This is a genomic window from Streptomyces albiflavescens, assembly GCF_014645835.1.
GTDB lineage: Bacteria > Actinomycetota > Actinomycetes > Streptomycetales > Streptomycetaceae > Streptomyces > Streptomyces albiflavescens.
The window spans coordinates 84,576-110,803 of the sequence record NZ_BMMM01000010.1; the positions used below are offsets into that span (position 1 = coordinate 84,576).

The 26,228-nt window shown below is 71.6% G+C and carries 23 protein-coding genes and 1 pseudogene; 10 read left to right on the forward strand and 14 right to left on the reverse strand.

The genetic code is table 11. The annotated features are described in order from the left end of the window. Positions 1-26: 26 nt before the first annotated feature. Entirely contained in the window at positions 27-863 is an 837-nt protein-coding gene (locus IEY95_RS26035) for a Sco1979 family transcriptional regulator (protein ID WP_505993841.1), read from the reverse strand. Positions 864-1,188: 325 nt separating this feature from the next. Between IEY95_RS26035 and IEY95_RS26040 the strand changes: the two genes are divergently transcribed. Further along, a complete protein-coding gene (locus IEY95_RS26040; protein WP_189188562.1) occupies positions 1,189-1,692 on the forward strand; it encodes an ATP-binding protein in 504 nt (167 codons plus the stop codon). A 92-nt stretch (positions 1,693-1,784) separates the two neighbouring features. Here the strand turns inward: IEY95_RS26040 and IEY95_RS26045 are convergent, their stop codons facing one another. The 6 genes from IEY95_RS26045 to rpmG form a co-directional block, all read right to left on the reverse strand. Next, positions 1,785-2,069: a DUF397 domain-containing protein gene (locus IEY95_RS26045; RefSeq protein WP_373294547.1), complete on the reverse strand. Its 285-nt coding sequence runs from the start codon at positions 2,067-2,069 to the stop codon at positions 1,785-1,787. Between the two features lie 214 nt (positions 2,070-2,283). Continuing rightward, on the reverse strand, positions 2,284-2,757 hold the full coding sequence (locus tag IEY95_RS26050) for an SRPBCC family protein (protein ID WP_189188563.1): 474 nt from the start codon (positions 2,755-2,757) through the stop codon (positions 2,284-2,286). Beyond that, complete coding sequence (locus IEY95_RS26055; protein ID WP_189188564.1) at positions 2,754-3,098, reverse strand: ArsR/SmtB family transcription factor; 345 nt, start codon at positions 3,096-3,098, stop codon at positions 2,754-2,756. Before IEY95_RS26055 ends, IEY95_RS26050 begins: the two co-directional genes overlap by 4 nt. A gap of 7 nt (positions 3,099-3,105) precedes the next feature. Further along, complete coding sequence (locus IEY95_RS26060; protein ID WP_229703374.1) at positions 3,106-3,498, reverse strand: VOC family protein; 393 nt, start codon at positions 3,496-3,498, stop codon at positions 3,106-3,108. Between the two features lie 107 nt (positions 3,499-3,605). Further along, positions 3,606-3,854 carry a type B 50S ribosomal protein L31 gene (locus tag IEY95_RS26065; protein ID WP_189188565.1) on the reverse strand — a complete coding sequence of 83 codons (249 nt, stop codon included), beginning with the start codon at positions 3,852-3,854 and terminating at the stop codon, positions 3,606-3,608. Positions 3,855-3,859: 5 nt separating this feature from the next. Then, positions 3,860-4,024 (reverse strand): 50S ribosomal protein L33, encoded by a 165-nt coding sequence (gene rpmG / locus IEY95_RS26070; protein ID WP_189188566.1) that lies wholly within the window; start codon positions 4,022-4,024, stop codon positions 3,860-3,862. 137 nt (positions 4,025-4,161) lie between these two features. On the opposite strand from rpmG, the pseudogene rpsN reads away from it, so the two are divergent. Then, positions 4,162-4,469, forward strand: a pseudogene (gene rpsN, locus IEY95_RS26075) (30S ribosomal protein S14). A gap of 54 nt (positions 4,470-4,523) precedes the next feature. Further along, complete coding sequence (locus IEY95_RS26080; RefSeq protein WP_189188567.1) at positions 4,524-5,033, forward strand: hypothetical protein; 510 nt, start codon at positions 4,524-4,526, stop codon at positions 5,031-5,033. 12 nt (positions 5,034-5,045) lie between these two features. Here the strand turns inward: IEY95_RS26080 and IEY95_RS49230 are convergent, their stop codons facing one another. Next, positions 5,046-7,739, reverse strand: a complete 2,694-nt coding sequence (locus IEY95_RS49230; RefSeq protein ID WP_229703376.1) for an FUSC family protein — start codon at positions 7,737-7,739, stop codon at positions 5,046-5,048. Between the two features lie 127 nt (positions 7,740-7,866). Between IEY95_RS49230 and IEY95_RS26095 the strand changes: the two genes are divergently transcribed. Next, positions 7,867-8,409 (forward strand): DUF4232 domain-containing protein, encoded by a 543-nt coding sequence (locus IEY95_RS26095; RefSeq protein WP_189188568.1) that lies wholly within the window; start codon positions 7,867-7,869, stop codon positions 8,407-8,409. Here the strand turns inward: IEY95_RS26095 and IEY95_RS26100 are convergent, their stop codons facing one another. Further along, positions 8,410-9,537, reverse strand: coding sequence for a DUF2786 domain-containing protein (locus tag IEY95_RS26100; RefSeq protein WP_189188569.1), 1,128 nt, complete (start codon positions 9,535-9,537; stop codon positions 8,410-8,412). A gap of 98 nt (positions 9,538-9,635) precedes the next feature. Between IEY95_RS26100 and IEY95_RS26105 the strand changes: the two genes are divergently transcribed. From IEY95_RS26105 to IEY95_RS26120, 4 genes are all read left to right on the forward strand, one after another. Next, complete coding sequence (locus IEY95_RS26105) at positions 9,636-10,532, forward strand: ABC transporter ATP-binding protein (protein WP_189188570.1); 897 nt, start codon at positions 9,636-9,638, stop codon at positions 10,530-10,532. Then, the gene (locus IEY95_RS26110; RefSeq protein ID WP_189188571.1) at positions 10,526-12,664 is read left to right on the forward strand and encodes an ABC transporter permease; all 2,139 of its coding nucleotides are present in this window, start codon (positions 10,526-10,528) and stop codon (positions 12,662-12,664) included. The genes IEY95_RS26105 and IEY95_RS26110 overlap by 7 nt, the downstream gene beginning before the upstream one ends. Positions 12,665-12,915: 251 nt before the next feature. Continuing rightward, entirely contained in the window at positions 12,916-13,656 is a 741-nt protein-coding gene (locus tag IEY95_RS26115; protein ID WP_189188572.1) for a Clp protease N-terminal domain-containing protein, read from the forward strand. 57 nt (positions 13,657-13,713) lie between these two features. Further along, on the forward strand, positions 13,714-15,405 hold the full coding sequence (locus IEY95_RS26120; protein ID WP_189188573.1) for a bifunctional 3'-5' exonuclease/DNA polymerase: 1,692 nt from the start codon (positions 13,714-13,716) through the stop codon (positions 15,403-15,405). A 10-nt stretch (positions 15,406-15,415) separates the two neighbouring features. On the opposite strand, the gene IEY95_RS26125 is transcribed toward IEY95_RS26120, so the two are convergent. From IEY95_RS26125 to IEY95_RS26145, 5 genes are all read right to left on the reverse strand, one after another. Then, entirely contained in the window at positions 15,416-18,751 is a 3,336-nt protein-coding gene (locus IEY95_RS26125; protein ID WP_229703414.1) for an AfsR/SARP family transcriptional regulator, read from the reverse strand. Between the two features lie 303 nt (positions 18,752-19,054). Continuing rightward, on the reverse strand, positions 19,055-19,912 hold the full coding sequence (locus IEY95_RS26130; protein WP_229703378.1) for a glycosyltransferase: 858 nt from the start codon (positions 19,910-19,912) through the stop codon (positions 19,055-19,057). A 198-nt stretch (positions 19,913-20,110) separates the two neighbouring features. After that, positions 20,111-20,542, reverse strand: a complete 432-nt coding sequence (locus IEY95_RS26135) for a DUF3052 domain-containing protein (protein WP_189188576.1) — start codon at positions 20,540-20,542, stop codon at positions 20,111-20,113. Between the two features lie 30 nt (positions 20,543-20,572). Further along, the gene (locus IEY95_RS26140) at positions 20,573-20,869 is read right to left on the reverse strand and encodes a hypothetical protein (RefSeq protein WP_189188577.1); all 297 of its coding nucleotides are present in this window, start codon (positions 20,867-20,869) and stop codon (positions 20,573-20,575) included. A gap of 82 nt (positions 20,870-20,951) precedes the next feature. Further along, positions 20,952-21,629 (reverse strand): hypothetical protein, encoded by a 678-nt coding sequence (locus tag IEY95_RS26145; RefSeq protein WP_189188818.1) that lies wholly within the window; start codon positions 21,627-21,629, stop codon positions 20,952-20,954. A gap of 263 nt (positions 21,630-21,892) precedes the next feature. Between IEY95_RS26145 and IEY95_RS50185 the strand changes: the two genes are divergently transcribed. Together IEY95_RS50185 and IEY95_RS26150 are read left to right on the forward strand one after the other, a co-directional pair. Beyond that, positions 21,893-22,024: a hypothetical protein gene (locus tag IEY95_RS50185; RefSeq protein WP_268240508.1), complete on the forward strand. Its 132-nt coding sequence runs from the start codon at positions 21,893-21,895 to the stop codon at positions 22,022-22,024. A gap of 170 nt (positions 22,025-22,194) precedes the next feature. Further along, positions 22,195-26,199 carry an SGNH/GDSL hydrolase family protein gene (locus IEY95_RS26150; RefSeq protein WP_229703380.1) on the forward strand — a complete coding sequence of 1,335 codons (4,005 nt, stop codon included), beginning with the start codon at positions 22,195-22,197 and terminating at the stop codon, positions 26,197-26,199. Positions 26,200-26,228 lie beyond the last annotated feature (29 nt).

The window sequence follows — 26,228 nt, forward strand, 5'->3', positions numbered from 1 at the left end:
CGCCTTCAAAGACTCTGCGGAGACTCTCAGGAGAGCTGGAGCAGCCCCCTCAGCAGGTCGCGGCTCTCGGAGGGGCCCGGACTGTCCTGCTGCAGCTGCTTCAGCGCGCCCTCGTACTGGGTGACGTCCTCACGCTTGTCCAGGTAGAGCGCGCTGGTGAGCTGTTCCAGATAGACGACGTCCGACAGGTCGGACTCCGGGAAGCTCAGGATGGTGAAGGCGCCGCTCTCGCCGGAGTGCCCGCCGAAGCTGAACGGCATGACCTGGAGTCGTACGTTGGGACGCTCCGAGACCTCGATCAGATGCTGGAGCTGTCCGCGCATCACCTCGCGATCGCCGTACGGGCGGCGCAACGCGGCCTCGTCGAGGACGATGTGGAACTCCGGGGCGTTCTCGGAGACGAGGTACTTCTGACGCTCCAGGCGCAGCGCCACGCGGCGGTCGATGTCGGCGACGGACGCGCCCTTCATGCCGCGCGCGACGACCGCGTGCGCGTATGCCTCGGTCTGCAGCAGGCCGTGCACGAACTGCACTTCGTAGACCCGGATCAGATGGGCCGCGCCCTCGAGGCCGACGTAGGTCGGGAACCAGCTGGGCAGGACGTCGGAGTAACTGTGCCACCAGCCCGCGACGTTGGCCTCTTTCGCGAGCGAGACGAGGGAGGTGCGCTCCGCCTCGTCCGTGATGCCGTACAGCGTCAGCAGATCCTCGACGTCGCGCGTCTTGAAGCTCACCCGTCCCAACTCCATGCGGCTGATCTTCGATTCGGAGGCACGGATCGAGTAACCGGCCGCTTCCCGGGTGATTCCACGCGCCTCCCGCAGGCGCCGCAGATGTGACCCCAGCAGCATGCGCCGCACCACCGAGCCGCTCGACTCACCAGCGCTCACGTTCGTCCGCCTCCCCAACCGTCTTCAGGGGCCGAAGTCTGCCACTAAAACACTTCAAGCAGTACTCGTTCGATTACGGAAACGGAAAGTAGCCAAAGGAGCCACGCAGGAAAAGGTCAGGAGAGGGGCAACAAGAGGGAAGAAGGTGACAGAAGAAATGACCAACAACTGGTAGACGAAGGTCTAATTCGGGCGCGTGCACGTGCATCTGCCCTTGCATCTGCTGTACGCATTCGGAACCATGGTCCCCGCGCCACCGCTGCATCGCAACGACCGCGAACACCCGGGAGTGCCTCGCATGGGGACGAATGGATCGACCATGCTCGAGCCCTTACGGCAGGGACTTCCGCCGCTCGATCCCGCGGCCGTGTCCGACGCCGCTTCCTGCGCTTTGCCCGCACGCTACGAAGCGGTACGCGAAGCGCGGCAGTTCACCCGCAGAACGCTGGACCAGTGGGACGTCGGCGACCGCTTCGACGACATCTGTCTGGTGGTCTCCGAGCTCGTCACCAACGCGCTGCGGCACGCACTGCCCTCGGACACGCCTCGGGACGACCAAGGCCCGCCCGTGCGGCTGCACTTGATGCGGTGGACCTCACGCCTGGTGTGCGCGGTGCGCGACCCCAGTCACGACAGCCCGGTCGCGGGCGACTCGGACGACTTCTCGGCGGAGTCGGGCCGCGGCCTCTTCCTGGTCGACTCGTTCGCCGACAGCTGGGGCTGGCACCCGCTCGCGGGCACCCTCAGCGGGAAGGTCGTCTGGGCGCTGTTCCGGCTCCAGCAGCCGGGTACGGCCGAGTAGGAAACCGCGGCGCCTTTTGGCGCCGCGGTTCTACGCGCGTTACTCAGCGTCGAGCGTCGATCGCCCTCGGTCGCACCGGCGGGCGGGCGTCATCAGCCCGCGATCAGGTGGTCGAACTCGCCGTCCTTGATGCCCAGGAGCATCGCCTCTATCTCGGCACGCGTGTAGACGAGCGCGGGCCCCTCGGGGAACCGCGAATTCCGCACGGCCACGTCGCCACCGGGCAGCCGGGCGAACTCCACACAGGAACCCTGCGAGTTGCTGTGCCGGCTCTTCTGCCAGGCCACCCCGTTCAGTGCGGTCGCGGCCATGCCGTTGTACACGTCGTCAGCCATGCCGTCGTACACGTCATCCACGTCGTACACGTCGTGGTCCACAGGTCGCTCCCCGGTCGTGCAGTGGCTGAAGTGGCCATAGATGCAGTGGTCAACTGACCCGGATCATAGCTCTGTTCATGTGCAGATGCATGGGCAGATGCACGTGCACGCGGGGTGGTCCTGCGGTTACAGCTTTTACCGCCTCTTGACTACAGCGGGTTGTGCAAGCGGCTACAGCTGGTCGTCCTCCGGCTCCAGCCGGCCGGCCTGCGGGCTACAGCTGATCCAGCGCATTCCCCAGAGCTCGCATCACATGCGATCTCCAGCCCCCGTCCATGATCTTCCGCGCCATCATCTGTGCGGGATCGTCCGGATCGAATCCCTCGTGTACTAGGAACAGACGCGTACCGCGGCCTTCGTGTTCCAGTGTCCAAGTAATGGTCCAATCCGTGGGATTGGCGGGATCCGTGTCCGCCCACCGGACGCGCAGCATCCGCTCCGGCTCATACGCGAGAACGCGCACGTCAACGGTGCCGGAGAAGTTCGAGTTGGGGCGCGGGACCGACGTCAGCGTGTACTGGTGACCGACTTCGAGCCGGAAGTCCTCCGACCCCTGCATCTGCCACTGCACGAGCAGCTCGGGCTCGGTGAGGGCGCGCCAGACCTTGGCGGGCGGGTGCGGGAGGAACTGGTCGACGCGGATGGTCGTCAGGTCGTCCGCCGGCTCGGACTGCGGAACAGGGCTCATGTCTCGTCATCGTCGGGCATACGGTCCAGGAGATCGCCGAGGCCCTTGAGCCTGTCGCGCCAGAACCGCTCGTACGGGTGGAGCCAGTCCTGCACATCGGCGAGCGGCGCGGCCTCCAGACGGTAGATCCGCTGCCGTCCCGCGCGCTCCTCCGACACCAGCCCGGCCTCTCGGAGCACCTTGAGGTGCTCCGAGAGGCTCGGGCGGCGCATGTCGAAGTGGTCGGCGAGCGCCTGGACGGGCTGGGGCCCGTCGTCGCGCAGCAGCCGCAGCACCTCTCGGCGGGTGGTGTTGGCGAGCGCGGCGAAGAGGCGGTCCTCATGGGCCCCGATGGTCGTCATGGCGCGATCAGAAGCCTTCCTTCTCCGTGATCAGCATCAGACCGTTGCCGTCCGGGTCACGGAACGAGGCCATGCGGCCCCAGGGGAGGTCGTCGGGACCTTCCACCGTGACGCCCGCGACGGCGAGCCGCGCGCAGTCGGCGTCGACATCGGTCGTGACCAACATGATCCCCCGGGTCTCGCCGGGCGTAAAACCACCCATCCCCGGACCCGAGAGCGTGAAGACGGTCTGCGCCCCCTTGGGCGCGACCTGGAGCCACCGCCCGGGAGGCATGTCCCGGTCGGCGGTGACCTCGAAGCCGAGTACGTCCGTGTAGAAGCGCAGGGCGCGGTCCTGGTCGGCGACGGGGAGGGTGACGAAGGAGGCGTGGGTGATGTTCGTGGGTTCCATGGGGCTCATGGATACGAGAATAGGTAGGAGATTCCCTACGAGTCAACCGTAGGGAATCTCCTACCTATGGGCACCCGGCCGGGCCTACCGGGACGTCACGCAGTGCTCGGCCACCCTCAACCCCGCTTTCCGTAGCGGCGCTCGAAGCGCTCGACGCGCCCGGCCGTGTCCAGGACGCGTGCGTTGCCCGTGTAGTACGGGTGGCTGACGTTCGAGATCTCGACGTCCACCACCGGGTAGGTGCTGCCGTCCTCCCACTCGATCGTCCTTTCGCTCGTCATGGTCGAGCGGGTGAGGAAGGCGTGGTTCGCGGCGCGGTCCCGGAAGACGACCGGGCCGTACGCCGGGTGGATTCCCTCGCGCATGACGGTCAGCGCTCCTCTCGGAAGTCGACATGGCGGCCCGCGACCGGGTCGTACTTGCGCAGGGTCATCCGGTCGGGGTCGCTCCGGCGGTTCTTGCGGGTGACGTAGGTGTAGCCGGTCCCGGCCGTGGACCGGAGCCTGACGACCGGACGGAGTTCGTTGCGTGCCATGCTCGTATTTTACTGAAAATGAATCCCATTGCCAATAGCTGCGGGTCGACGATCACGAGAGGTGCGTCACCTTGTCCGCCCACTGCATGCGTGGAGGTGGCCGTGGCGCGGATCCGTGCCCGAGGAGTGAAGGTCTGATGGCGAAGAAGAGCCGGATCGCGAAGAACGAGAAGCGCCGGGAGTTCGTCGCGCGGTACGCCGCCCGACGGGCCGAGCTGAAGGACATCATCCGCCGGCCTTCCTCGACCGACGCCGAACGGATCGCGGCCCAGGAGGAATTGCGCAGGCAGCCGCGCGACACCTGCGCCACCCGCGTACGCAACCGGGACGCGGTGGACGGCCGCCCGCGCGGATACCTGCGCGCCTTCGGCCTCTCCCGGGAGGAACCCGGCGTGAGCAAGCGCACGCCGGATCCCTCCCGGGCGTTCGCAAGTCCTCCTGGTAGCTTGCTGCGGTCGTTCCGGCGACCTCGGCATCCTCACCACCCTTGGGGGCTTCAGTGACTTCGGCGACCTTCCCGCGCAGGCACGCGCGTATCGCGGCCGCGATCGCGGGCCTGGCGGCCGCGCTCGTGCTGGCTGGTTGCAGCAGCGACGACGGCGGCTCCGGCGACAAGTCCACGAGCCCGAGCGCGTCCGCCACGGAGACGGCCGACACGGGCGGCGGCTCGGACAGCACCTCCGGCACCAAGAGCAAGCTGGAGGGCAGCTGGCTGGCGACCACGGGCGGCAAGGCGGTGGCGCTGATGGTCACCGGCAAGAAGGCCGCGGTCTTCACGACCGGGGGCACCGTGTGCAGCGGCACCGCCGCCGAGGAGTCGGGCATGCGGATGATCCGCCTCACGTGCACGGACGGCAGCAAGGACCGTGCGGTCGGCATGGTCGACTCCGTCAGCGGTACGGGCCTGAAGATCACGTGGCAGGGCGGGGTCGGCACGGAGTCGTACGTGAAGAGCGAGGGCGGGCAGCAGCTGCCCACGGGGTTGCCCACGGCGAGCCTGGGCTCCTGACCGCCGGATCACTCAGCTGCGGGCCGCGGAATCCTTCGGGTTCCGCGGCCCGTCGGCATGTTTCAGGCGCTTCACACGTCGCGCTGCTTTCGCGTGTTTGACCCGCTTCGTCCGGGCGGACGCGTCGGCCTTGTCCGTCGTCGGGAGTACGGCGGTGTCGAGGGCATCGGAGAGTTCGTCGAGGGCTTCCAGGAGCAGGCCCGCGCCCCGGCGGACGAACGCCGCCGGGCCGTCCCCGGGCACGCCCTCGCGGTCCCAGGCCACCAGGGCCTCGCGGACGGCGTCCCAGCGCGGGACGCGGCGCTCGCGGATCGCCTTGGCGCCCCGTCGGGTGTCTTCGCGCAGCACTTCGGCGAAGACGGCGGCGGGCGGGACCGCGGGTGCGTCCCGGTCCGGGAGGTGGGCCTCCAGGAGCATGGCGACGCGGCCCGTGTGGGCGATGGCCTCGTCGGCGGCGTCGGCCGCGGTCGGGGGCAGGCCCCGGTGGCGTACCGGCTCCGTCTGGGCGTGGGCCACGGTCGTGTGCCAGGCCGCGCGGGCGGCACGCGCGGCGAGAAGGGCCTCGCGGACGTCGTCGCCGCCACCGCCGGGGTCGGCGTAGCGGCCGATGACGGCGGCGGCGTAGCGGCCCTGCGCGGCCAGCCGGTCGGCGAGGCGGGGGCGCAGGCGCGGGGTTTCCCAGGCCGGGTAGACGGCGTACGCGATCACCGCGAGGAGTCCGCCCAGCAGGGTGAGCAGCACCCGCTCCGGGACCGTCTGGGTCCACTGCTGCCCGCCCATGCCGAGCAGGAAGACGACGTACGCGGCGATGCAGGCCTGGGAGGCGATCTGCCCCGTACGCAGCAGCAGGAACATCAGCCCCGCGCTGACCACGGCGAAGGCGCCCGAGAGGTACGTCCCGGGGTGGGCCGCCTGGACGACTCCCGTGGCCAGCGTCACCCCGACGAGCGTGCCGACGAAACGGGCGACGGCTCGGCTGTACGTCTGTGAGAAGTCCGGGCGCATGATCATGACCGCGGCCAGCGGGGCCCAGTAGCCGTGGCCGAGGGGGAGCCAGGTGCCGAGGAGGTAGCCGACGGCGGCGACGGTCGACACGCGGATCGCGTGGCGGGTGATCTGGGAGTCGCGGTGGAGTTCCTCCCGCATGGCTTTGAGGGCCACGGGGGTCAGTTCCAGGAGGCTGGGCCGGAGCATGGGTTCGGCCGGGGTGCCGTCGAGCTTCCCGGCGGCCGGGGTGGGGGCCGGGCTTGGAGCGGGGGCCGGGCTTGGAGTGGGGGCCGGGCTTGGAGCGGGGGCCGGGCTAGGAGTGGGGGCCTGGCTAGGAGTGGGGGCCTGGCTAGGAGTGGGGGCCTGGCTAGGAGTGGGGGCCTGGCTAGGAGTGGGGGCCTGGCTAGGAGTGGGGGCCGGGCTAGGAGTGGGGGCCGGGCTAGGAGTGGGGGCGCCGCTCTGCGGTTGCGGGGCGCCGCTCGCTTCGGGACGGGTGGCGCCCGCCTTCCCGTTGCCCGGGGTCGGGGCGGGTGAGCTGCTCGGCGGTTGCGGGGTGCCGCCGCCCTCCTTGGGACGGGTGCCGTTCCCGGCGGCACGCCTGCCCGCGGTCAGGACCGCTGGGATGCGCCCGAGAGCACGCGTGCCCCCGGCTGCGGCGGTCCGGAGGCGGCCGGTGTTCCCGCTCGGGTGGGGCTTCGGTCCGGTGGCGCGCGTGCGTGGGGATGTCGCGTCGCGTTCGCCCTCCACCGTTTCCACCACACGCCGGAGCAGGAATCCGAGGCGCTTTGCGGCACGGTGGGGCGGTCCCGTCAGGATGGCGTCCGTGTCCGGGGTTCTGAAGGCCGCGACGGCGTTCGGGGGAAGGGAGACCGGGGTGCCGTGGCGGATGGCGCGGGCGGCCGCGTCGAGGATGGTGGCCGCGGCGGCGAGGAGTTCGCGGACGCGGTCGCGTTCGGGGCACTCGGCCGGGACGCCCATCGCCGGGTCGGCGAGGGAGGCGAGGACGGGACGGATGCGTTCGGCGAGGCCGCGGGGGCCGTGGAGTTCGGCGGGGCGGCGGCGGGCCTGGCGCGGGGTGACGGCGGCCGCGTCGCGGGCCTCCATCAGCGGCTCCGGGTCGAAGCGCGCCAGCGGGTCGTGGCGCAGCCGGCGCGCGTAGTCCGCCTCGGCGGCCAGGGCGTCGGCCAGCACGTCACGGTGGGCACCCCAGCGCCGTACCGGAAAGAGCGCGACCAGGGACGCCTGCACCACGCCACCCGCGACCATCATCGCGCTGTGGCCCGCCGCCTGCGCGACCGAGGTGGGCAGGGTGACCGTGACCAGCATGATCGCCACGTTCGAGGTGGCGATCAGGCCGGCCGTCGGGCCCACCGCCCAGCTCATCCCGGCCGCGAACGTCCACAGCACCAGCAGCGCCAGGAACAGGGCCAGATGGGAGATGGTGAGGTAGCCGACGAACGTGGAGACGGCCAGGCTGGCGCCGGAGGCGAGCGCCAGCTCGGGACGCGGCCGCCAGCTGCGCTGGAACGTCGCGATCGCCGCCTGGAACGCCCCGAACGCACCCCCCGCCGCCGCCCCCGGCCCCAACGCCCACAGGCTCACCGAGATCACGAGCGCGAGCCCGGCGGCGCCCCGCAGCGCGATCAGCGGTTCGAGACGCTTCCGCTCGGTCGTCAGTCCCGAGCGCGCGGTCTCCTTCAGCGCCGGGAGCCAGCTCATTCCGTCAGCGTAGGGAGATTTCCGGACATTCGCGGCTCGGCGGAGGCGAACGGCCGGGGCGCGCAACGTCCGAGGATCGACATGCGTGATGATCCATGCACACCGTCACCACCCCCGGGGGAACCCCATGCGCACCCTGCCCATCGCCGTCACCGTCCTCGCGGCCGCCCTTGCCCTGACCTCCTGCGACGACAGCGGCGGCAGCACCGGCAAGACCGGCAAGACCGGCAAGACCAGCAAGGGCGCCACCGCCGACTGCCGCATCGACAAGGTGGGTATCGAGGTGGGCCCCGCCAACGCCGCCCCGGCCGCCGGGGACACCGGCAACGTCCCGGTCACCCTCACCAACCGCGACTCCACGTGCACTCTGAAGGGCTTCCCCGGCCTCGAGGTCCAGGCCGGCGGCGCCTCCACGGACATCGCCCCGGAGAAGTCCGCGAGCCCGGTGAAGCTGACCCTGGCGAAGGACGACACCGCGACCTTCACCATCACCTACGTCCGGGGCAAGGAGGGCGACGCGAAGACCTTCGACGCGCAGACGCTGAAGATCGGCCTGCCCGGCGCCACCGCCACACAGGAATTCAAGTGGTCCTACGGACCTGTCGCGGGCAAGAGCGAGGCGGCCGACCTCAACGCCTCCGTGAGCCCGTTCCAGCACGCGGGCGACTGATCACCGCAGTGGCGGCCGCCCCTTGACCTGCGCCCGGTCCGCCGCCGCGGCCCCTTCGTGCCACCCGGCCGCGTCGCTGACCCCGCGCAGCCGGGTGGTCACCGTCTCGGGGAACATCCGGTCCATGTGGTCCGCGACGGCCACGTCGCGGGCCGCCAGCACCGGCAGCAACTCCCCCTCCGTGGCCGCCTCCTGCCCTTCGGTCGCGGACGCGAGACGGTCGCCGATCCGGTGCGCGTAGGCGGCGAGGAAGGACTGCCGGAAGGTCTTCGTACGCTTCCGCCCGCCCGCCCGCTGCGCGGCCTCCGCCTTCGTCATCGCGGCCGTGGCCTGCACGAGGAGTGAGGTGTAGAGGAGTTCGGCCGCCTCCAGGTCGGGTTCGAAGCCGACGACGGTCGAGAAGCCGAGGGGCTCGTTCCACACGGCCCGGCAGCGGTTCGCGCCGGCCACCGCGTCCAGGAGCACCGCCTTGGCCGTCTCGTACGGCGGCTCGACGCCGATCCGGAAGGCGCCGGGCGCGTCCTTCGCGTGCGCACGGGCCGCGAGCAGCGCCTCGTCGATGCTGTGCCGCGCCATCAGCTCCTGCGCCTTGGCGCTCAGCGCCTCCGCCTCCTCCGGGAACCCGGTCGCCTCGGCCTTGGCGAGCAGGGCGCGGATGCGGGTGAGCATGCGGGTGTCCCGGGGGGCGTGGGGAGCGTCCTGTCGCGGCACGTCGAGGGGCTCGATCGTGGGGAGGCGGAGCAGCAGCCGGTAGAGCTCCAGTACGGCGGTCGCGTACGAGAAGCGGTCGGTGCGCGAGGCCCGGGCCTCGGACGCCAGCTCTTCGAGCTGTGCGGCCCAGCGCGGGGTCCGCGGCGTGCGGTTCTCGCTGAGGATCAGCGCGGACACCAGTTGTATGTGTACGTCGTCCAGCTCGCGGCGCACGATCCGTACGACATCGGCGGGCTGCCAGCCCCGCCGCCAGGCCGCGGCGACGAACTCCTCGCCGCGCCGGGCGAGTTCGGCGTCGGACCCGGGATCGGCGGCGAGCAGCGATGCGCCCGCGTCGAGGGCCGTGTCGGAGTCGGCGTAGAGGGCGGCTTCGAAGGCGCGCTCGACCGTGCCGGGGCTGGGGTTGCTGCTGCTCATTCCTCGATCGTGTCACGGGGCCGGGTAGGGCCGGCCCTACCCTCAGGACGCCCCCTGGTGGTCGTGTCCGGACGGCTGCCGGACGGTTCGCTCGAGGCATGACAGAAACAGCCGTACGTATGCGATCCCTGCGCCGTGACTACGGTGCCGTCGCCGCCCTGGACGGGGTCGATCTGGACTTCGCCGCCGGGACCTTCACCGCCGTGATGGGGCCGTCCGGGTCGGGGAAGTCGACCCTGCTGCAGTGCGCGGCCGGGCTCGACCGGCCGACCTCCGGGACGGTGGCTGTCGACGGGGTCGAGCTGGGCGGGCTGAGCGAGCGCCGGCTGACGCTGCTCAGACGGGAGCGGATCGGGTTCGTGTTCCAGTCCTTCAACCTGCTGCCGTCGCTGACCGCCGCGCAGAACGTCGCCCTGCCGCTGCGGCTGGCCGGGCGGCGGCCCTCGCGCGGGGCCGTGCGCGAGACGCTGGCCCGGGTGGGGCTCGGTGACCGCGCCGGGCACCGGCCCGCGCAGCTGTCGGGCGGGCAGCAGCAGCGCGTCGCTCTCGCGCGGGCGCTGATCACCCACCCCGCGGTCCTCTTCGGTGACGAACCGACGGGGGCGCTCGACACCGGGACCGGTCGTGAAGTCCTGTCACTGCTGAGGGAGTTGGTGGACCGGGAGGGGCAGACGACCGTCATGGTCACGCACGACCCGGTGGCGGCCTCGTACGCGGACCGCGTGGTGTTCCTCGTGGACGGGCGGGTGAGCGGGGAATTGACGGAGCCTTCCGCGGCGAGGGTCGCGGGGCGGATGGCGGAGCTGGAGGGGACGGCGGGAGTGGAGCGGACGGCGGGACTGGAGCGGGCGGCCGGACCGGAGCGGACGGCGGGACTGGAGCGGGCGGCCGGACCGGAGCGGACGGCGGGACTGGAGCGGGCGGCCGGACCGGAGCGGACGGCGGGACTGGAGCCGACGGCCGGGTCGGAGTGGATGGGGCGTGCGTCGTGCTGAGTCTTTCGTCGTTGCGTGCGCGCTGGGTCTGCCTGCTCGGCTCCTTCGTCGCCGTCGGGCTCGGAGTCGCCGTGATGACCGCGATGGGGCTGGCGCTCGCCGCCGGCCTCGACGCGTCCGCGCGGCCGCCGACGCGGTTCGCTTCCTCGCCCGTCGTGGTGATGGGGCGGGACACCCTCACGGTGGAGGTGCGGCGGGGGCCGGACACCGCCCTCGTATCGAAGCAGCTCGCGCATCCACACCCTGTGGACAGTGAACTCATCAGCGAGCTCCGCGCATGGGGGCGGGTGCGGACGGACGGTGCGGCTCGGGACGCGGTGGGTGTCGACGCGCCCGTCGGGGCCGTGCGGCGGCTTGTCGGTGATCGTGCGCGGGTACTGACCGGTGACGCCCGCCATCAGGCCGACCCCTCCGCCGCGCGCGATGCCGAGGCGCTGGTCGGGATCGGCTCCCTGCTGGGTACGGCGGCCGGGGTGACGGCCTTCGTCTCCGTTTTCGTGACGGCTTCGACGTTCGCCTTCGTCGTGGCCCTACGGCGGCGGGAGTTCGGTCTGCTGCGGATGGCCGGGGCGACGCCAGGACAGGTGCGGAGGCTGTTGCTCGCAGAGGCGTTCGCGGTGGGGCTCGTGGCGTCGGCCGCGGGGTGCGCACTGGGGGCGCGTGGTGCGCCCCGGCTCGTGCGGGCGCTGGTGGACGGTGGGGTGGCGCCATCGTGGTTCGCGCTGCGGGGGTCGGTGGACTGGCCTTGGCATGTCGCCTTTGGCACCGGGGTGTTGGTGGCCCTGTCGGGCGCCTGGGTGGCCTCCTGGCGGGCGGGGCGGATCGGGCCCGTGGAGGCGCTGCGGGAGGCGTCCGTGGACACGGGTGTGATGCCTCGGTCGCGGCGGGTGGTCGGTTTCGGGTTGCTCGCGGTCGGACTCGGGCTGCTGGTCTGGACGTTGCGGACGGACCCGGCCGCGCTGCTGAAGCGGAAGACATACGCGACGCAGCCGATGGTCCTGGTCACGGCCGTGGCGGCGCTGGCTCCCGTGCTCGTCCGTCCCCTCGTACGGCCCGTCGTACGTCTGCTTCCCCTCGGTCGGCCGTCCGGCGCGACCGGACTGCTGGTGCGCGAGAACGCGGCAGCGGCGCTGCGGCGGACGGCCGCCGTGGCGGCTCCCGTCCTGGTGACCGTCGCGCTGGCGGGTTCGCTGCTGGGGGCCGCGGCGACCGTGACCGGGGCGAAGGCGGCGGAGGCGCGGGAGCAGACCCGTGCCCAATTCGTCGTCACCGGGGACGGCTTGCGGCCGGTACGGGTCGCTGGGGCCACGGTCTCGGCCACCGCCTCGACCGCGGTCTTCGTACGCGAGGAGGGGACCGCGCTCGTACGGTCCGACGCGCGGGCGGTGAGCGACGTGGCGGCGTTCGCGGCGGTGACGCGGCTGCCGGTCGTCGCGGGCGATGTGCGCGATCTCGACGACCGGTCGATCGTCGTGAACGAGGAGTGGGAACGGCATGAGGTGGGGGCCCGGGTCCGTGTGTGGCTGGGGGACGGGCGGGCCGCGCGGTTGCGGGTCGTGGCCGTGTTGGCGCGGGGTACGGGGAACAGCGGGGCGTATGTGACCTCGGCGAACGCGGCGGGGGCCGTGGTCGATCGGCTCGATGTGCGGGTGAGGCGTGGGGCGGATCGGGCGGCCGTCGGGGCGGCGCTGCGGGCCTCGGCGGGGGGCACGGTGAGGTCCGCGTCGGCATGGCTGGCCGCCACGTACCCGCGCACCGGCCCGCAGGTCCGGCTGGGGTTCCTCGTGGTTCTGGGCATCGCCCTTGTGTACGCCGGGATTTCGCTGGCTGCGACGCTGCTGATGGCGACCTCCGCGCGGGGTGCGGAGCTGCGGTCCCTGCGGATGGCGGGGGCCACCCGGGGGCAGGTGCTGCGGGTGGTCGCCGGCGAGGCCGCGGTGGGGGTCTGTGTGGGGGCGGTGCTCGGGGGTGCGGTGGCCGGCGTCAACCTTGCGGGGGTTGCGGCGGCGCTGGGGCGGGTGTCGGCGCCGGTGGGGGTGGATGTGCCGTGGGAGGTGCTGTCGGGGTGCGTGGGGGTGTGCCTGGTGGTGGCGGTCGGGGCGGCGGTGGGAGGGGCGTGGAGGCGGGCGTGACGACGGGCGTGATGACGGATGTGGCGACGGGCCTGACGACGGACTGCTGGTGCTTCGCCCGTTCTTCGTAGTGGGTCGGGGCCGTACGGGGCTGATGGCCGCTGGCCCCAACGGGCGGACGGTCCCAGCTGCGGGTAGTCGTGCCGCTGGGGCGTGCCCCCGCTGCGCCGGGGCAACGCCCCGGCCCCTCGGTCACCTCGGGGTGTCAACTTTGGGTTGACACTGCGAGAGTGTCAACCTACGGTTGACACATGACTACGAACCCACTCGGCACCGCATCCGTGCGTCTCGATGACCTCATCGAGGCCATCAAAAAGGTTCACACCGACGCGCTGGACCAGCTCCAGGACGCGGTGATCGCCGCGGATCACCTGGGTGACGTGGCCGACCATCTGATCGGGCACTTCGTGGACCAGGCCCGGCGTTCGGGCGCGTCCTGGACGGACATCGGCAAGAGCATGGGGGTCACCCGGCAGGCCGCCCAGAAGCGTTTCGTCCCGAAGGCGGAGTCGGATCTCGATCCGAACCAGGGCTTCGGGCGCTACACCCCGCGTGCGCGGAAGGTGGTCATGGTCGCGCACAGCGAGGCCAAGGCCGCGGGAAACGCGGAAGGGCTCCCCGAGCACCTCGTCCTCGGGCTTCTCGCCGAGCCCGAGGGGCTCGGCGCCCAGGCGATCACGGCGCAGGGCGTGTCCCTCGACGCGGTGCGCGAGGCGGCGAAGGCGGCGCTCCCGCCGGCCGTCGACGCGGTCCCCGAACTCGTCCCGTACGGGCCCGCCGCCAAGAAGGCCCTCGAACTCACCTTCCGCGAGGCCCTGCGCCTCGGCCACAACTACGTCGGCACCGAGCACATCCTGCTGGCCCTCCTGGAGTACGAGAACGGCGAGGGCGTCCTCAGCGCGGCCGGCGTCGACAAGGCGACGACCGAGGGGCACGTCGCGCGCATGCTCGAGGAGGTCGTGAACGGGAAGGGGGAGCCGAGCACGGGCTGAGCGAGTCGGCAGCAGGGGACGGCGCCGTTGTCAGACCTGCCTGCGAGACTCGGAATCATGACCGGGCGCTGGGCTCTCGCCCCGGCCGAGGACGGTGGCGCGGAGGTCGCCGTCCTCGGCCCCGACGGGCTGCCCGCGGGGCCACTTCGCCGGGAGGCGGATCTGGCGGAGGCGGTGCGGTCGAGGCCGGAAGTGAGCCGGTGGGTCTGGCGGTCCACCGCGGACGTGTATCCGCGTCTGCTCGCCGCGGGGGTGCGAGTCGAGCGGTGTTACGACATGGAGGCCGCCGAGACGCTGCTGCTCGGGCACGAGGGGCGGCTCGGCGAGCCCCGGTCGGCGGCCGCCGCACTGGCGAGGCTGCGCGGCGGGCCCGTACCGGCCGATCCGCCGCAGCGGTCCGCCGAGCCCGGTTCACAGTCCTCTCTCTTCGAGCCGCGCCCGGTCCACGTGCCGTTGGGCGATCTCCTGGAGGTGTACGCGGACCAGCAACGGCGGCATGACACGACCGCGCATCCGGAGCGGATGCGGCTGCTGACGGCCGCCGAATCGGCGGGGATGCTGGTCGCCGCCGAGATGAACGAGGCTGGGCTGCCGTGGCGCGCGGACGTCCACCGGGAGGTGCTGCACGAGCTGCTCGGGGAGCGGTACGCGGGCGGGGGCGAGCCCCGGCGGCTCGCCGAGCTGGCGGATGAGGTGTCGGCCGCTTTCGGGAGACGGGTCAGACCTGATCTGCCCGCCGATGTGGTCAAGGCCTTCGCCCAGGCCGGGATCAAGGTCAAGTCCACGCGGCGGTGGGAGATCGAGTCGATCGACCATCCGGCCGTGAAGCCGCTGATCGAGTACAAGAAGCTGTACCGGATCTGGGTCGCCCATGGCTGGTCCTGGCTCCAGGACTGGGTGCGCGACGGGCGGTTCCGGCCCGAGTACCTGCCGGGCGGGACCGTCACCGGGCGGTGGGTGACCAATGGCGGGGGCGCTCTGCAGATCCCCAAGGTCATCCGGCGTGCCGTCGTCGCCGATCCCGGCTGGCGGCTCGTCGTCGCCGACGCCGATCAGATGGAGCCGCGTGTACTGGCCGCGATCTCGCGCGACCCCGGTCTGATGGAGGTCGCGGGGCGGGAGACCGATTTGTATCAGGCCGTTTCGGACCGGGCGTTCGCCGGTGATCGGGGGCAGGCAAAGCTCGCTGTGCTGGGGGCCGTGTACGGGCAGACGTCGGGTGACGGGCTGAAGAACCTCGCCCTGCTGCGCCGCCGCTTCCCCAGGGCCGTGGCGTACGTGGACGACGCGGCGCGGGCGGGAGAGGAAGGACGGCTCGTGCGGACCTGGCTGGGGCGGACCTCTCCCCCGGCGGTGGGTTCGTCGGACGGGAGCGGGGACGAGGCGGGTATCCCCCAGGACGATCCCGTGGAGAGCGGCCTCGATCAGGGGTGGGTTCCGGGGTACGCCTCCGCCGACTCCCGTGCCCGCGGCCGGTTCGCCCGCAACTTCGTCGTCCAGGGCAGCGCCGCCGACTGGGCCCTGCTGGTGCTCGCCGCACTCCGGCGCACCTGCGCCGGCCTCTCGGCCGAGCTGGTCTTCTTCCAGCACGACGAGGTGATCGTGCACTGCCCCGCCGAGGAGGCCGACACCGTGGTGACCGCGATCCGCGACGCGGCCGACCTCGCCGGGCGCCTCACCTTCGGAGAGACACCGGTCCGCTTCCCGTTCACGACGGCGGTGGTGGAGTGCTACGCGGACGCCAAGTGACCTCGCCGGGTCACGACGCCCGCTCCGGCTTTTCCGCCAGGAGTTCCCGCAGCTCCCCCACCACCGGGCTGTCCGTCTCCGCGAGCGCGGCCAGGGCCGACTCCCACTGTTCGTAGGCCCCTTCGAGGTCTCCCCGGCTACGCAGCAGCAGACCCCGCTGATGGCGGGCGAGCCCTCCGGTGTACCGGTCGGCGCGGCGGTCGGCGCGGCACAGCAGCAGATCGCACTCGCGCGCGGCCCGCTCTTCGTGCCCCACCCCGCGCAGGGCGCGCACCAGCCCGAGCCGGGTCTGCGACTCGCCGTGCCAGTCGCCGTGGCTGCCGAGGATGCGCAGGCTCTCCTCGAAGTGCGGTACGGCGGCGGCCGGTTCGCCGAGGGCGAGGTGGGCGTAGCCGATGTTGCAGTGCGCGGAGTGGCGGATGATGACGTCCCGGATCGTGTCGCCGATCGCGAGGCTGCGCTTGTGGTGGTCGATGGCGGCCCGGGGGTCCGTGTGCTCGTACAGGTTGCCCAGGTGGCTGTAGGTGATGGCCTCCATGTGCGGGTCGCCCAATTCCCGGGAGAATTCCAGGCTTTGCAGCAGTGCCTCGCCGGATTCGGTGTAGCGGCCGAGTCCTTCGAGGAGCATGCCGCGGTTGTTCAGGCCCCGCCGCACCCAGGACAGGACGCCGAGCCGGCGCCAGATCGCCAGCGCCTCGTCGTTGAGCACGAGGGCGTCGCTCGCGCGGCCCGTCATGAAGTGCAGGCCCGCCAGGTCTCCGAGCGCGTACGCCTCGGCGGCTTCGTCCCCGAGCCGCCGCGCGGCGCCGAGCGCGGCCCGCTGGAGGAGCTCCAGCTCGGCCACGCGGCCGCTGCGTTGGACGTACGGGTTGAGCAGGCGGACCAGGACGGGGACGTACGGGGAGGTCTCCGCGTGGTGTTCGACCAGCGCCACCACGTTCTCCAGCTCCAGATCGCCCCAGGCGAAGGCGTCCTTCGCGGTGCAGAACGGCGGCGTCATCGCGGCGTCCACGGTGTGCCGCTCCGGCTGCGAGGCGGTCGGCCGGCTGCGGTCCTCCCGGTCGAGCCCGGGTTCGAGGATCGCCTCGAGAGAGCGGGCCGCGACACCGGCGTACCAGCGCAGCGCGCGCTCGGCGACGGCCGCGTCGTGGCCGTCGAGGTCCGGCATTCCCATGCCGTCGGGCCCCTCGCAGGACGTCGCCATACCCTCCGTCGCCCGTGTCGCCCCCGCGATCTCGCGGGCGAAGTCCCGCACCAGGTCGTGCGGGGCGTAGCGGCCGTACGCCGTTTCCTCCAGGAGGGCGACGTCGACGAGGCGGTCGAGGGCGGCCTCGGCTCGGCGTTCGTCGATGCCGGAGAGGCGGGCGAGGAGGGGCGCTCCGTACGCGGGGAGGTCGAGCGCGCCGATGCGGCACAGGGCGAGCGCCGCGTCCCGGTCTGCCTCGCGCTCCGAGGCGCGCAGTGCGTCGTGGGCGACGGCCAGGGAGCGGCGGACGCTCAGGTCGTCGTACTCCAGGTGATGCAACCGACCTTCTGTGGCGGCCAGTTGACCGGCGAGCATGTCCGGAGTGAGCGCGTGGCGCGCGGCCAGGCGGGCCGCGACGACGCGGAGGGCGAGTGGCAGCCGGCCGGTGAGTTCGACGAGGGGGTGCCCGCCGTCGAGACCGTTGCGGCGGCCGGAGACCGCGCGGAGCAGCGCCGCGCTGTCCTCGTCCGACAGCGGCGCGAGCGGGAAGCGGTGCGCGCCGTCCAGGGCGGTGAGCGGCGAGCGGCTCGTCACGATCACCGCGCAGCCCGCGCCCGCGGGCAGCAGCGGCCGTACCTGCGCGGCATGCGCGGCGTCGTCGAGCACCATCAGCGTGCGGGTGGGCGCGAGCATCGACCGCAGCAACGCGGCCGCCGCGTCCCGGTGTTCGGGGATCCGGCGCGGTTCGGCGCCGAGGTCGCGAAGCAGCGCGGCGAGCGCCTGGCCGGAGGTGAGCGGGGTCATTCCGGGGGTGGCGCCGTGCAGGTTGACGTACAGCTGACCGTCGGGGAAACGTTCCCGCAGTCCGTGTGCCACATGCAGCGCGAGCGCGCTCTTGCCGACGCCGGCCATGCCGCTGATCACGGCGACACACGGCATCCCGTCGGCCGCCGCGACGCCGGATCCGGTGGTCCGACGCTCCGGGTCCAGCGCCAGGCGCAGCTCCTGGCGGAGGTCGTCACGTCCGGTGAAATACGCCGGTGGGGGCGGGAGTTGGGCCGGACGCGGCGGGCCGGGGTCCGACGGGACGGCCGCCGCCTCCCGCTCCGCCCGCCCGGCGTCGTCGGCCACGTCCGCCGCCCTGTCCCTACCGCCCTGCTCGCGGAGGATCTCCAGATGCGCCTCACGCACCGCGGGGCCGGGCTCGATCCCGAGCTCCTCCACCAGGCGGGCCCGCAGGTCACGGTGGACGGCGAGGGCCTCGGCCTGGCGCCCGGTGCGGTGCAGCACGAGCATCAGAAGCCGGTGGAAGGCCTCGCGGAAGGGGTGCTCGGCGGTGAGTGCGGCCAACTCGGGGGCCAGCCGGTCGAGTCGGGCGGTCGTGAGGGCTGAGCGGCCTCCTGGAAGCTCGGGTACGTTCCCGCGTCGTTCGGTGCGTGCGCCCGATGTGTCGGAAGAAGGTCCACGATGGGGGTTCTCCCCGTGCGAGCGAAGCCGAGAACGTGAGGGAGCGCCCCCTTCGGCCGTTGGCCTGTCCGGCGAAGGCGGTCCCCCCGCCCGAGCGGAGCGCGGCCAGTTCGAGGGTGGGGGCGCCTGCCGGGCGGCGCCGAGGCGTGCCTGGGCTTCCCCGAGATCACTCAGGCGCAGCTCGGCCTCGTAGCGCCACTCCAGGACGAGCAGGCGGGCCTCCTCCAAGCGCTGGACGAAGGCGTGTCCGCCGGTCTCGTACGGCAGGCCGCTGAGCGGGGTACCGCGCCACAGCGCGATCGCGGACAGGGACTCGCGCAGCGCCCGCTCCCAGTCGCGCTCGGCGTGGGCGGCACGTGCGGCGGTGGCGTGCCGTTCGAAGACACGGACGTCCAACTCGCCCTCGCCGACACGCAGCACGTATCCCGGAGGGATCGCGCGCAGCCGCTCGGGATCGTCGAGGAGGCGCCGCAGCCGCGTCACATGGTTCTGCAGCGAGGCCTGGGCGGAGGCGGGCGGTGCCCCGCCCCACAGCGCGTCCTTGAGCACGTCGACCGAGACGACCCGGCCCGGTTCCAGGAGCAGCGTCGCCAGCAGGGCACGCATCTTGCCGCTGCCGATCGGCCTGAACTCGCCGTCGGCGTCGTACAGGACCAGCGGCCCCAGCAGCCCGAACCGCAGCCCGTTCCGCATCACGCCGACCCACTGCCTTCCCGTGCGACCCCTCCGGCCGCACCCACGGCGACTTCGCGCCTTCTTCCGGCGACTTCCCGCCGACCGACTCACGGCTCCCGTTCGAACCGTTGGCCACATGTTAGCGATCCGTTGGCGTGGCCTGATGTGATCACTGCATCGGATCTGGCCCGACGGTGCGCGCGTATGACGCGTAACTCGGGGGAGTGTCGCCGCCGTGGCCGGATCCGGGGACGCGCGAGGCCCCGGTCGTCGAAGTGAACGACCGGGGCCTCCGTCTGTCGTACGGGCTCGCGCACACCCTCAGATGACGGGTGGGCGCCCCAGGCGGGTGAGCCGCCACACCGTGCGCCAGCGCATCGGCCGCCGCTCCCCGCCGGACTCCCGCAGCCCTTCCGCGAACCCCCCGAACCAGGCCTTCAGCCCGCCGACGGACCGGGTCCGTACGAGTGTGGCCAGGATCCAGATGCCCAGATGCACAGGGATCAGCGGGAGGGGCAGCCGCCGGCGGGTGAGCCAGACCCGGTTGCGGGCGGTCACCCGGTAGTAGATGGCGTGCCGCGCGGGCGAGGTCTTCGGGTGCTGGAGCAGCAGCTCGGGCTCGTACAGCACGGTCCACCCGGCGTCGATGGCACGCCAGGCCATATCGGTCTCCTCGTGCGCGAAGAAGAACTCGGCGGGCCAGTCGCCGATCTCGGCGAGCATGGGCATGGAGAGGGCGTGGCCACCGCCGAGGAAGCCGGTGACCGGTCCGCCCCGCATCGGATCCTTGGCCCCGACCCGGGGCACGTGCCGGCGCTGCGTCTCCCCGTTCTCGTCGGCGATGCGGAACCCGACGATGCCGAGCCGCGGATCGGCGGCGTACAGGTCCCGTACCCTCCGCAGGACGTCCCCGTCGACGAGCAGCCCGTCGTCGTCGAGCTCCACGACCACGTCGACGTCCCCCAGCTCGCTCAGGCGCTGGAGGGCGACATTGCGCCCGCCGGGGCACCCGAGGTTCTCCTCGACCTCGATGGTGGTCACTTCACCGGGCAGCCCCAGGCGCTCGGCGAACTCGGGCAGCGGGGCGCCGTTGCCCACGATCACGATCCGTGCGGGCGCGACGTCCTGCTTGGCCACGGAGGTGAGCAGCGCGTCGACCTCGGCGGGCCGATTGCCCATGGTCACCACGGCAACGGCAACCCGCGGCCCCTCCTCCGCCTGTGACACGACATCCACCCCATCCCGGCCGACAACTGTGCCGCGATGCTAGCCGTTCACCGTAAGTCCCCCTCAGGTACGCCCCGATGTACGTCCGAATGTACGTCCGGGCCTTCCCCCTCGAGTGCGCCCGTCCTCCGTACACCGGTTCTGCGTACGTCAGCTCCCCGGACGCCGGTTCTCTCTGCGACGGACGAACTTCAGGCCCGACCAGTCGTCCCCCAGCGCCGCCACCTTCACGTCCACGACCCCGAGGGGCAGGAAGATCTCCCGCAGACCGTTCTCGGTGATGTCGCTCTCGTGCCCGGCCGCGCGCCGGGGCCAGGCGATCCAGAGCATCGCCTCGTCGGACAGGTCCCGGACCAGCCCGGCCGCCTGCGCCACCGCCTCCGCGCGGGTCCGGAAGAAGGCGACCGTGACGTCCGCCCCCTTCGGACCCCCCGCGGAGACCGCGCAGTCCTCGGGCAGCCCGGGAATGTCCCAGTCCTGCGGCCCGTGCGTCAGCCGCACCCGCTGCCCTGCCTTGATACCGATCTTCTTGGCGAGCGGAGTACCGGAGTACCCGCCGCCCGCCGTGCCGGAGACACCCATGTCCGAAGGATGGCACCGCCGACGCATCCGTCAGGCCGTGTACGCGCCCCTGACCTCGAACTGCTCGGCGGACGGCGGACCGGCCAGCCAGTCCTTCAGGCCCGCCTGGAACTCCCGGAACTCCACGATCGCGGGCAGCGGATTCTCGATGCCGTCCGCGAGCTCCAGCAGCGCGACGTAGGTGACTCCATCGGGAAGGCGGTACGAGGTGTAGCGCACGCCCTCGGGCCGGGCGCTCTCGAGTGCGGCGAACATCTTCTTCAGAGCCTCTTCGAGCTCGCCGACGCACTCGGGCTTCACCGTGGAACGCACCATCAGAACAGTCATGTCGTCATCTCCCTCTCACCGGGCCGCATGGTGCGGCGCCGTCATCTCCCTGACGCGCGGGAGGGGGGATGTGTGACGGGGATCAGTGGGCGACCGGCGGCACGATGCAGGCGGTCTCCGGATAGGGGCCGTTGACCTCGACCCACACGGTGTCCTTGCTCACCGCGCCGGAGATGCAGGCGGTCTTGCCGACCCAGATCCCGTAGAAGGTGCCCGGCACCTTCTCCGAGTGGTCCACGTTCCATCGCGACCACGGGTCCTGGACGCGCATGTCCGCGGCCCGGAAGCCGAGGCCGGCCAGCGCGGGGCGCACGTCCTGGGGGCTGATGCGCCCCTGCTTCCGCAGTTTCTCCAGTACCGGCTTGATCTTCTCGGCCTTCTCCTTTGCGGCCGCCTCGTCGGCGGGAGTCATGTCCCCCGGCATCCGGCCGATGTTGTTCTCGGCGTTGTGCGGCGCGCTGTCGCCCCGGTCCGGCTCCGCGTGCGGGCTCGCGGGCGACGGGGAGGAGCCGGCGGACGAGGTGGGGGCAACGGAGGGTGCCGCGCCCGGCCGCTGTGTTCCGCACGCGGCAAGACATGCGGCGGCGGTGACAGCGGTCGCGGCCAAGAGGGCGGCGCGGCCGGCGCTCGCACGGCCCGCACGGCTCGTACCACTCGCACCGCTCATTCGGCTCGAACCGCTCGTTCGGCTCGTACCGCTCATACCGCTCGCACCGCTCGTACCGCTCGTACCGCTCGTACCGCTCTCGCGAGAAGGCATGACGCCAGGTTGGCAGAGCAGTCGGCCGGGGCGCCTGAGTACGGACACTCAGCTCCGCCGAAAAGAGCGCGGAAAGAGCCGGGGAAGAGCCCGGGAAGGGTGTCGCAAGAGGCCGCGAGAAGACCCCGAAGAGACCCCCAACATGCCCTGCTTCCAGGGGAGTTGCAGGGGATGGCCAGAAGAGTGCCCGGTGCCACGCTGCTCCCGCCTCCCCTCAGGCGTGGCACAGGGGCGGCACAGAACCACGGGGAGGAGCAATGACCATGCGCAAGCCGAGAAGGACCCTCGCGACCGCGGCGGTGACGGCGCTGACGGCGGCGGGCGCCGGCTGGGCCCATGTGTGGTTCACCGACGAAGCCCTGCGAGGCAAGTCCAAGAACGGCAGCCCGAACTGACCGGGCTCACCCAGCGGTTGAGGTCGCGCCGATCTCCCGCTCCCCACATCTCCGCCCCCTGAGGGCTTGCCTGCTCTGCCTGTTGGCGCCGGTCCGGTCCCTGGGTGCGGTGCACGCCCTGATCTGGGCGTGAATCCCGGAAGAAAGACAGGAAGTTGAGACGCAGCATAGTGAGACATGCGCGTGTTCCGGTCGCCACGGCCATCGCGATAGCGGTGGCCAGTGGGGTCGGTACGACGCAGGCCTACGCGGACGCGGTCCCGCCCGGAGCGGCCAACGGATGGTCCCCCACGTCGAAGTCCGCGAGCGCCACGGGCAAGGGGTCCCCGGACGACACCCATCCCGGCGCGGTTCCCGCGAAGCAGCGCGCCGAGCTGCTCGGCAAGAGCTACAAGTCCTCCTCGGACCGGGCGTTCACGACGTCGGGCGACGGTACGGGCTTCCATGTGATGGTGGCCGACGAGAAGAGCGGCTACGCGTGGAAGACCGCCGCCTCGCTGTCCGAGCCGGGGTTCGAGACGGACACCTGGATCGGCAACGCCTGTGTGACCAAGTCCGGCACATACGCCGCCGTGGCGTACGCGCCGCGCACCTTCACCAACAAGCCCGAGCTGATGAGCCGCGGCGCCTTCACCGCGATCGTGAACCTGGACAGCGGAGCCGTGCGCAAGCTGCCGTTCCAGGCCACGCTCGGCTACTTCTCCCCGGGCTGCGGCACGGGTGACGACGCCGTGTTCTCGCAGTTCACCGACGAGAACACCTCCAAGACCAACGAGACCCGGCTGGTCACGGTCGCCGCCGCCGCGGGCCGGTCCGCGAAGACGAAGGTGGCCGGCCAGGTCACCTCGGCGGTTCCGGTGGACGGCGGGATCGTCGCCGCACGGGGCAGCCAGATCGTGCGGATCGACGGCTCGACCGTGAAGACGGTGGCCCGCACCCACGCCGTACCGTTCCAGCTGCAGCCGGACGCCGACGGCGGTGTCACCTTCATCGACCGGCTGCCCGGCGGCAGGAAGAAGTCGTCGGCCGATGACCAGGCCGCGGTCTCCCGTGTCACCGCGGGGGCGCTGCGGGCGGCGAACGGCAAGGCGAGGGCCGCCCAGCTCGCGCAGGGTTCGCTGACCGGGTTCGACCTCGCGCGCACCCCCGCGGGCACCGTGTACGTCACCGGCAAGGCCCGCACCCACGGGTCCCTGCCGGGTGTCGTCCGCAACCCGGGCGGCATCGACAAGGACGCCCTGATCTCCAGCCGCGGCGGCGCCGCGGTGACCACCGCGTGGGCGGACGGCAAGGACTCCCGGATCACGCAGCAGGACTCCTTCTCGGCGCGCGGCGCGAGGATCACCCTCAAGGCCCTGGACACCGGGAAGACGGCCGTCCTGGACGCCGCCCCGGGCAACCGGTTCGGCAGAGCGGGCGCCCAGCGCGCCGCGACCGCGATGAGTCCGGCCCTTGGCACACCCGCGAAGTCCGGCAAGGCCACCCCGATGGCGTCGCCGGTCGACGACGACCGCACCTGTTCGGTCCCGCGCAACGACCCGAAGAAGCAGGCGTTCCAGCCGACGCCGCGGCAGATCGAGTGGGCCGTGGACCAGGCGATCGTCGGCACCCTCAACAAGGGCGCCACGCGCGGGGCGAACTGGAAGAACACGGGGATGTCGGCGTACGCGCCGCAGACCCTGTTCCCGCTCCAGTCGCTCAGCGGCGGCAGCGGCGCCGACTGGCACATCCCGGCTCAGGTGATGCTCGGCGTCACCGCGCAGGAGTCGAACATGTGGCAGGCGACCCGCTACGCCGTGCCGGGCGTCACCGCGAACCCGCTGATCGGCAACTTCTACGGCGTCAAGTACTCCTCCGACGGCTCGCAGACCGACCCGTGGGCCATCGACTGGTCGAAGTCGGACTGCGGTTACGGCGTCACCCAGGTCACCGACGGCATGCGGCTGCCGGGCAAGGGCCAGCCGACGAAGACGGTGCAGCAGCAGGAGGCCATCGCGCTCGACTACGCGGCGAACATCGCGTCCGGCGTGAACATCCTGGTCGAGAAGTGGAACCAGACCCGCGCCGACGGGATCATCATCAACGACGGCAACCCGAAGTACATCGAGAACTGGTTCGCCGCCCTGTGGTCGTACAACACGGGCTACCACCTCAAGGCGGACGCGGGCAGCAACGCCGGCAAGTGGGGCCTCGGCTGGACCAACAACCCGGCGAACCCGCTGTGGAAGGAGAACCGGACGCCGTTCCTGGAGGACGCGGCCGGCGCCGACGACTACAGCCACGCCGCGCACCCGCAGGACTGGCCGTACGAGGAGAAGGTCATCGGCTGGGCGGCCCGCCCGATCTCGGCCATGTTCAAGCCCGGTGACTTCCAGGCCGGTTACCGTGCCGCGTGGTGGAACTCCAACGCCTACCGCACGACGGCCAAGCCTCCGATCAGCCTGTTCTGCGACAGCAGCAACAACTGCGACCCGTCGAAGATCAGCACGGGCGCGACCAACGACACCGGCGGCGGCCCCTGCCTGCTGCCCGGTGACCCGAACACCTCGGACCCGCTGTACCTGAAGTGCTGGTTCACCAAGGCCGCGACCTGGAAGAACTGCACGTCCAGCGCCCAGTGCGGCAACCCGATCCACCGGTTCGACGACACCTATCCCGAGCAGCCGGACGCCAACTCGTATCCGCCGGAGTGCTCCGCCAACCTGCCGTCCGGTACGTACATCGTCGAGGACCTCGCCAACGGCATCGTCCCGGCCGGATCCGATACGAGATCATGCGGCACGGTGTCGTCCGCGGGTTCGTTCAACCTCGACTTCGGGAGCCCCTCGGCCCGGATCGACCTGCACCAGATCGGCGCCGCCTACGGCAACCACTTCTGGTTCTCGCACACCAACAAGAACGGGACGAGCGACGCGAGCAGGCTGCAGACCACCGGCACCTGGACGCTGAACAAGTCCGACCGCGGCTGGATGCGGGTCTGGGTGCACCTGCCCGACCACGGCGCGCACACCCGCCAGGCCCTGTACAAGGTGGGCGGCACCGACTCCACCAGTCCCCACCGCGCGCTGCCGCAGCGGGTGATGGAGAACAAGTGGGTGCCGATCGGCGTCTTCAACTTCACCGGAACGCCCACGGTGTCCCTGTCGAACGTGACGGAGGACGGCAAGGGCACCGAGGACGTCGCCTGGGACTCGGTCGGCTTCCAGCCGCTGAGCGCCAAGCCGAAGAACCAGATCGTGGCGATGGGCGACTCGTACTCCTCGGGTGAGGGCGCCTCGGAGAACGGCGGCGCGGACTACTACCCGGAGTCCGACTACTACGACAAGCAGCAGCCCGACACCGAGGACAAGTGCCACCGCTCGAAGTACGCCTGGTCGCGTCAGGCCACCCTGCCCGGCTACGCGAAGTCGATCGGGGCGATGGCCGACGACCGCGACTCCGACATGGACTACCACTTCATCGCCTGCTCCGGCGCCCGCCACTACAACATCCTGCGCGAGGGCCAGAGCAGTGAACTGCCCCAGATCCAGCAGGGCTATCTCGACCAGAACACCACGCTGGTCACCCTGTCCATCGGTGGCAACGACGCCCGGTTCGCCGACATCATCCAGGAGTGCATCACGGCCCTGACCGTGTGCAACGACAACTCCATCGACGCCGTCGACCCGGACACGGGGAAGAAGATCGACGGACAGGAGACCGGCTCACTGGAGGAGTGGGCACCGAAGTGGCTGCACGAGCAGATCCGGCCACGGCTGGCGAGCATGCTCAACTCGCTCCACCTGAAGGCGCCCAAGGCCAAGATCGTCCTCATGGGCTACCCGAAGCTCCTGGAGGGCAACGGGCAGTGCGTCGTCGGCATCGGCACCGAGGAGGCGCCGTGGCTGAACGGCATGGCCGACACGCTGGCCACCGAGATGCAGGGCGCGGTCAACGACGCCAACAGCCTGTACGGCGCGAACGCGGTCTTCTCCGACCCGCGTGACGAGTTCGCCGGCAAGGCGATCTGCGGTGACCCGGAGGACGTGCACGGCATCGTCCTGTCCGGCCACTCGCAGGCGGACAACCGGGACTGGAACTGGCTGCCGGGCAATGTGGCGCCGTCCATGAAGTCCTTCCACCCGAAGATCGCGGGTGCGCGGCTGTACGCCGACAGCCTGCAGCACTCGCTGTAGGCGGGATCCGTAAGGGGCGGGGGCCTGAG

Excerpts from the sequence above, each read along its gene's own strand:
- IEY95_RS26040 (WP_189188562.1), top strand. The coding sequence starts at position 1,189 with ATGGGGACGAATGGATCGACCATGCTCGAGCCCTTACGGCAGGGACTT.
- IEY95_RS26050 (WP_189188563.1), bottom strand. The coding sequence starts at position 2,757 with ATGAGCCCTGTTCCGCAGTCCGAGCCGGCGGACGACCTGACGACCATC.
- IEY95_RS26055 (WP_189188564.1), bottom strand. The coding sequence starts at position 3,098 with ATGACGACCATCGGGGCCCATGAGGACCGCCTCTTCGCCGCGCTCGCC.
- IEY95_RS26060 (WP_229703374.1), bottom strand. The coding sequence starts at position 3,498 with ATGAGCCCCATGGAACCCACGAACATCACCCACGCCTCCTTCGTCACC.
- IEY95_RS26065 (WP_189188565.1), bottom strand. The coding sequence starts at position 3,854 with ATGCGCGAGGGAATCCACCCGGCGTACGGCCCGGTCGTCTTCCGGGAC.
- rpmG (WP_189188566.1), bottom strand. The coding sequence starts at position 4,024 with ATGGCACGCAACGAACTCCGTCCGGTCGTCAGGCTCCGGTCCACGGCC.
- IEY95_RS49230 (WP_229703376.1), bottom strand. The coding sequence starts at position 7,739 with ATGAGCTGGCTCCCGGCGCTGAAGGAGACCGCGCGCTCGGGACTGACG.
- IEY95_RS26095 (WP_189188568.1), top strand. The coding sequence starts at position 7,867 with ATGCGCACCCTGCCCATCGCCGTCACCGTCCTCGCGGCCGCCCTTGCC.
- IEY95_RS26100 (WP_189188569.1), bottom strand. The coding sequence starts at position 9,537 with ATGAGCAGCAGCAACCCCAGCCCCGGCACGGTCGAGCGCGCCTTCGAA.
- IEY95_RS26105 (WP_189188570.1), top strand. The coding sequence starts at position 9,636 with ATGACAGAAACAGCCGTACGTATGCGATCCCTGCGCCGTGACTACGGT.
- IEY95_RS26115 (WP_189188572.1), top strand. The coding sequence starts at position 12,916 with ATGACTACGAACCCACTCGGCACCGCATCCGTGCGTCTCGATGACCTC.
- IEY95_RS26120 (WP_189188573.1), top strand. The coding sequence starts at position 13,714 with ATGACCGGGCGCTGGGCTCTCGCCCCGGCCGAGGACGGTGGCGCGGAG.
- IEY95_RS26125 (WP_229703414.1), bottom strand. The coding sequence starts at position 18,751 with ATGCGGAACGGGCTGCGGTTCGGGCTGCTGGGGCCGCTGGTCCTGTAC.
- IEY95_RS26130 (WP_229703378.1), bottom strand. The coding sequence starts at position 19,912 with ATGGGCAATCGGCCCGCCGAGGTCGACGCGCTGCTCACCTCCGTGGCC.
- IEY95_RS26135 (WP_189188576.1), bottom strand. The coding sequence starts at position 20,542 with ATGGGTGTCTCCGGCACGGCGGGCGGCGGGTACTCCGGTACTCCGCTC.
- IEY95_RS26140 (WP_189188577.1), bottom strand. The coding sequence starts at position 20,869 with ATGACTGTTCTGATGGTGCGTTCCACGGTGAAGCCCGAGTGCGTCGGC.
- IEY95_RS26145 (WP_189188818.1), bottom strand. The coding sequence starts at position 21,629 with ATGCCTTCTCGCGAGAGCGGTACGAGCGGTACGAGCGGTACGAGCGGT.
- IEY95_RS50185 (WP_268240508.1), top strand. The coding sequence starts at position 21,893 with ATGCGCAAGCCGAGAAGGACCCTCGCGACCGCGGCGGTGACGGCGCTG.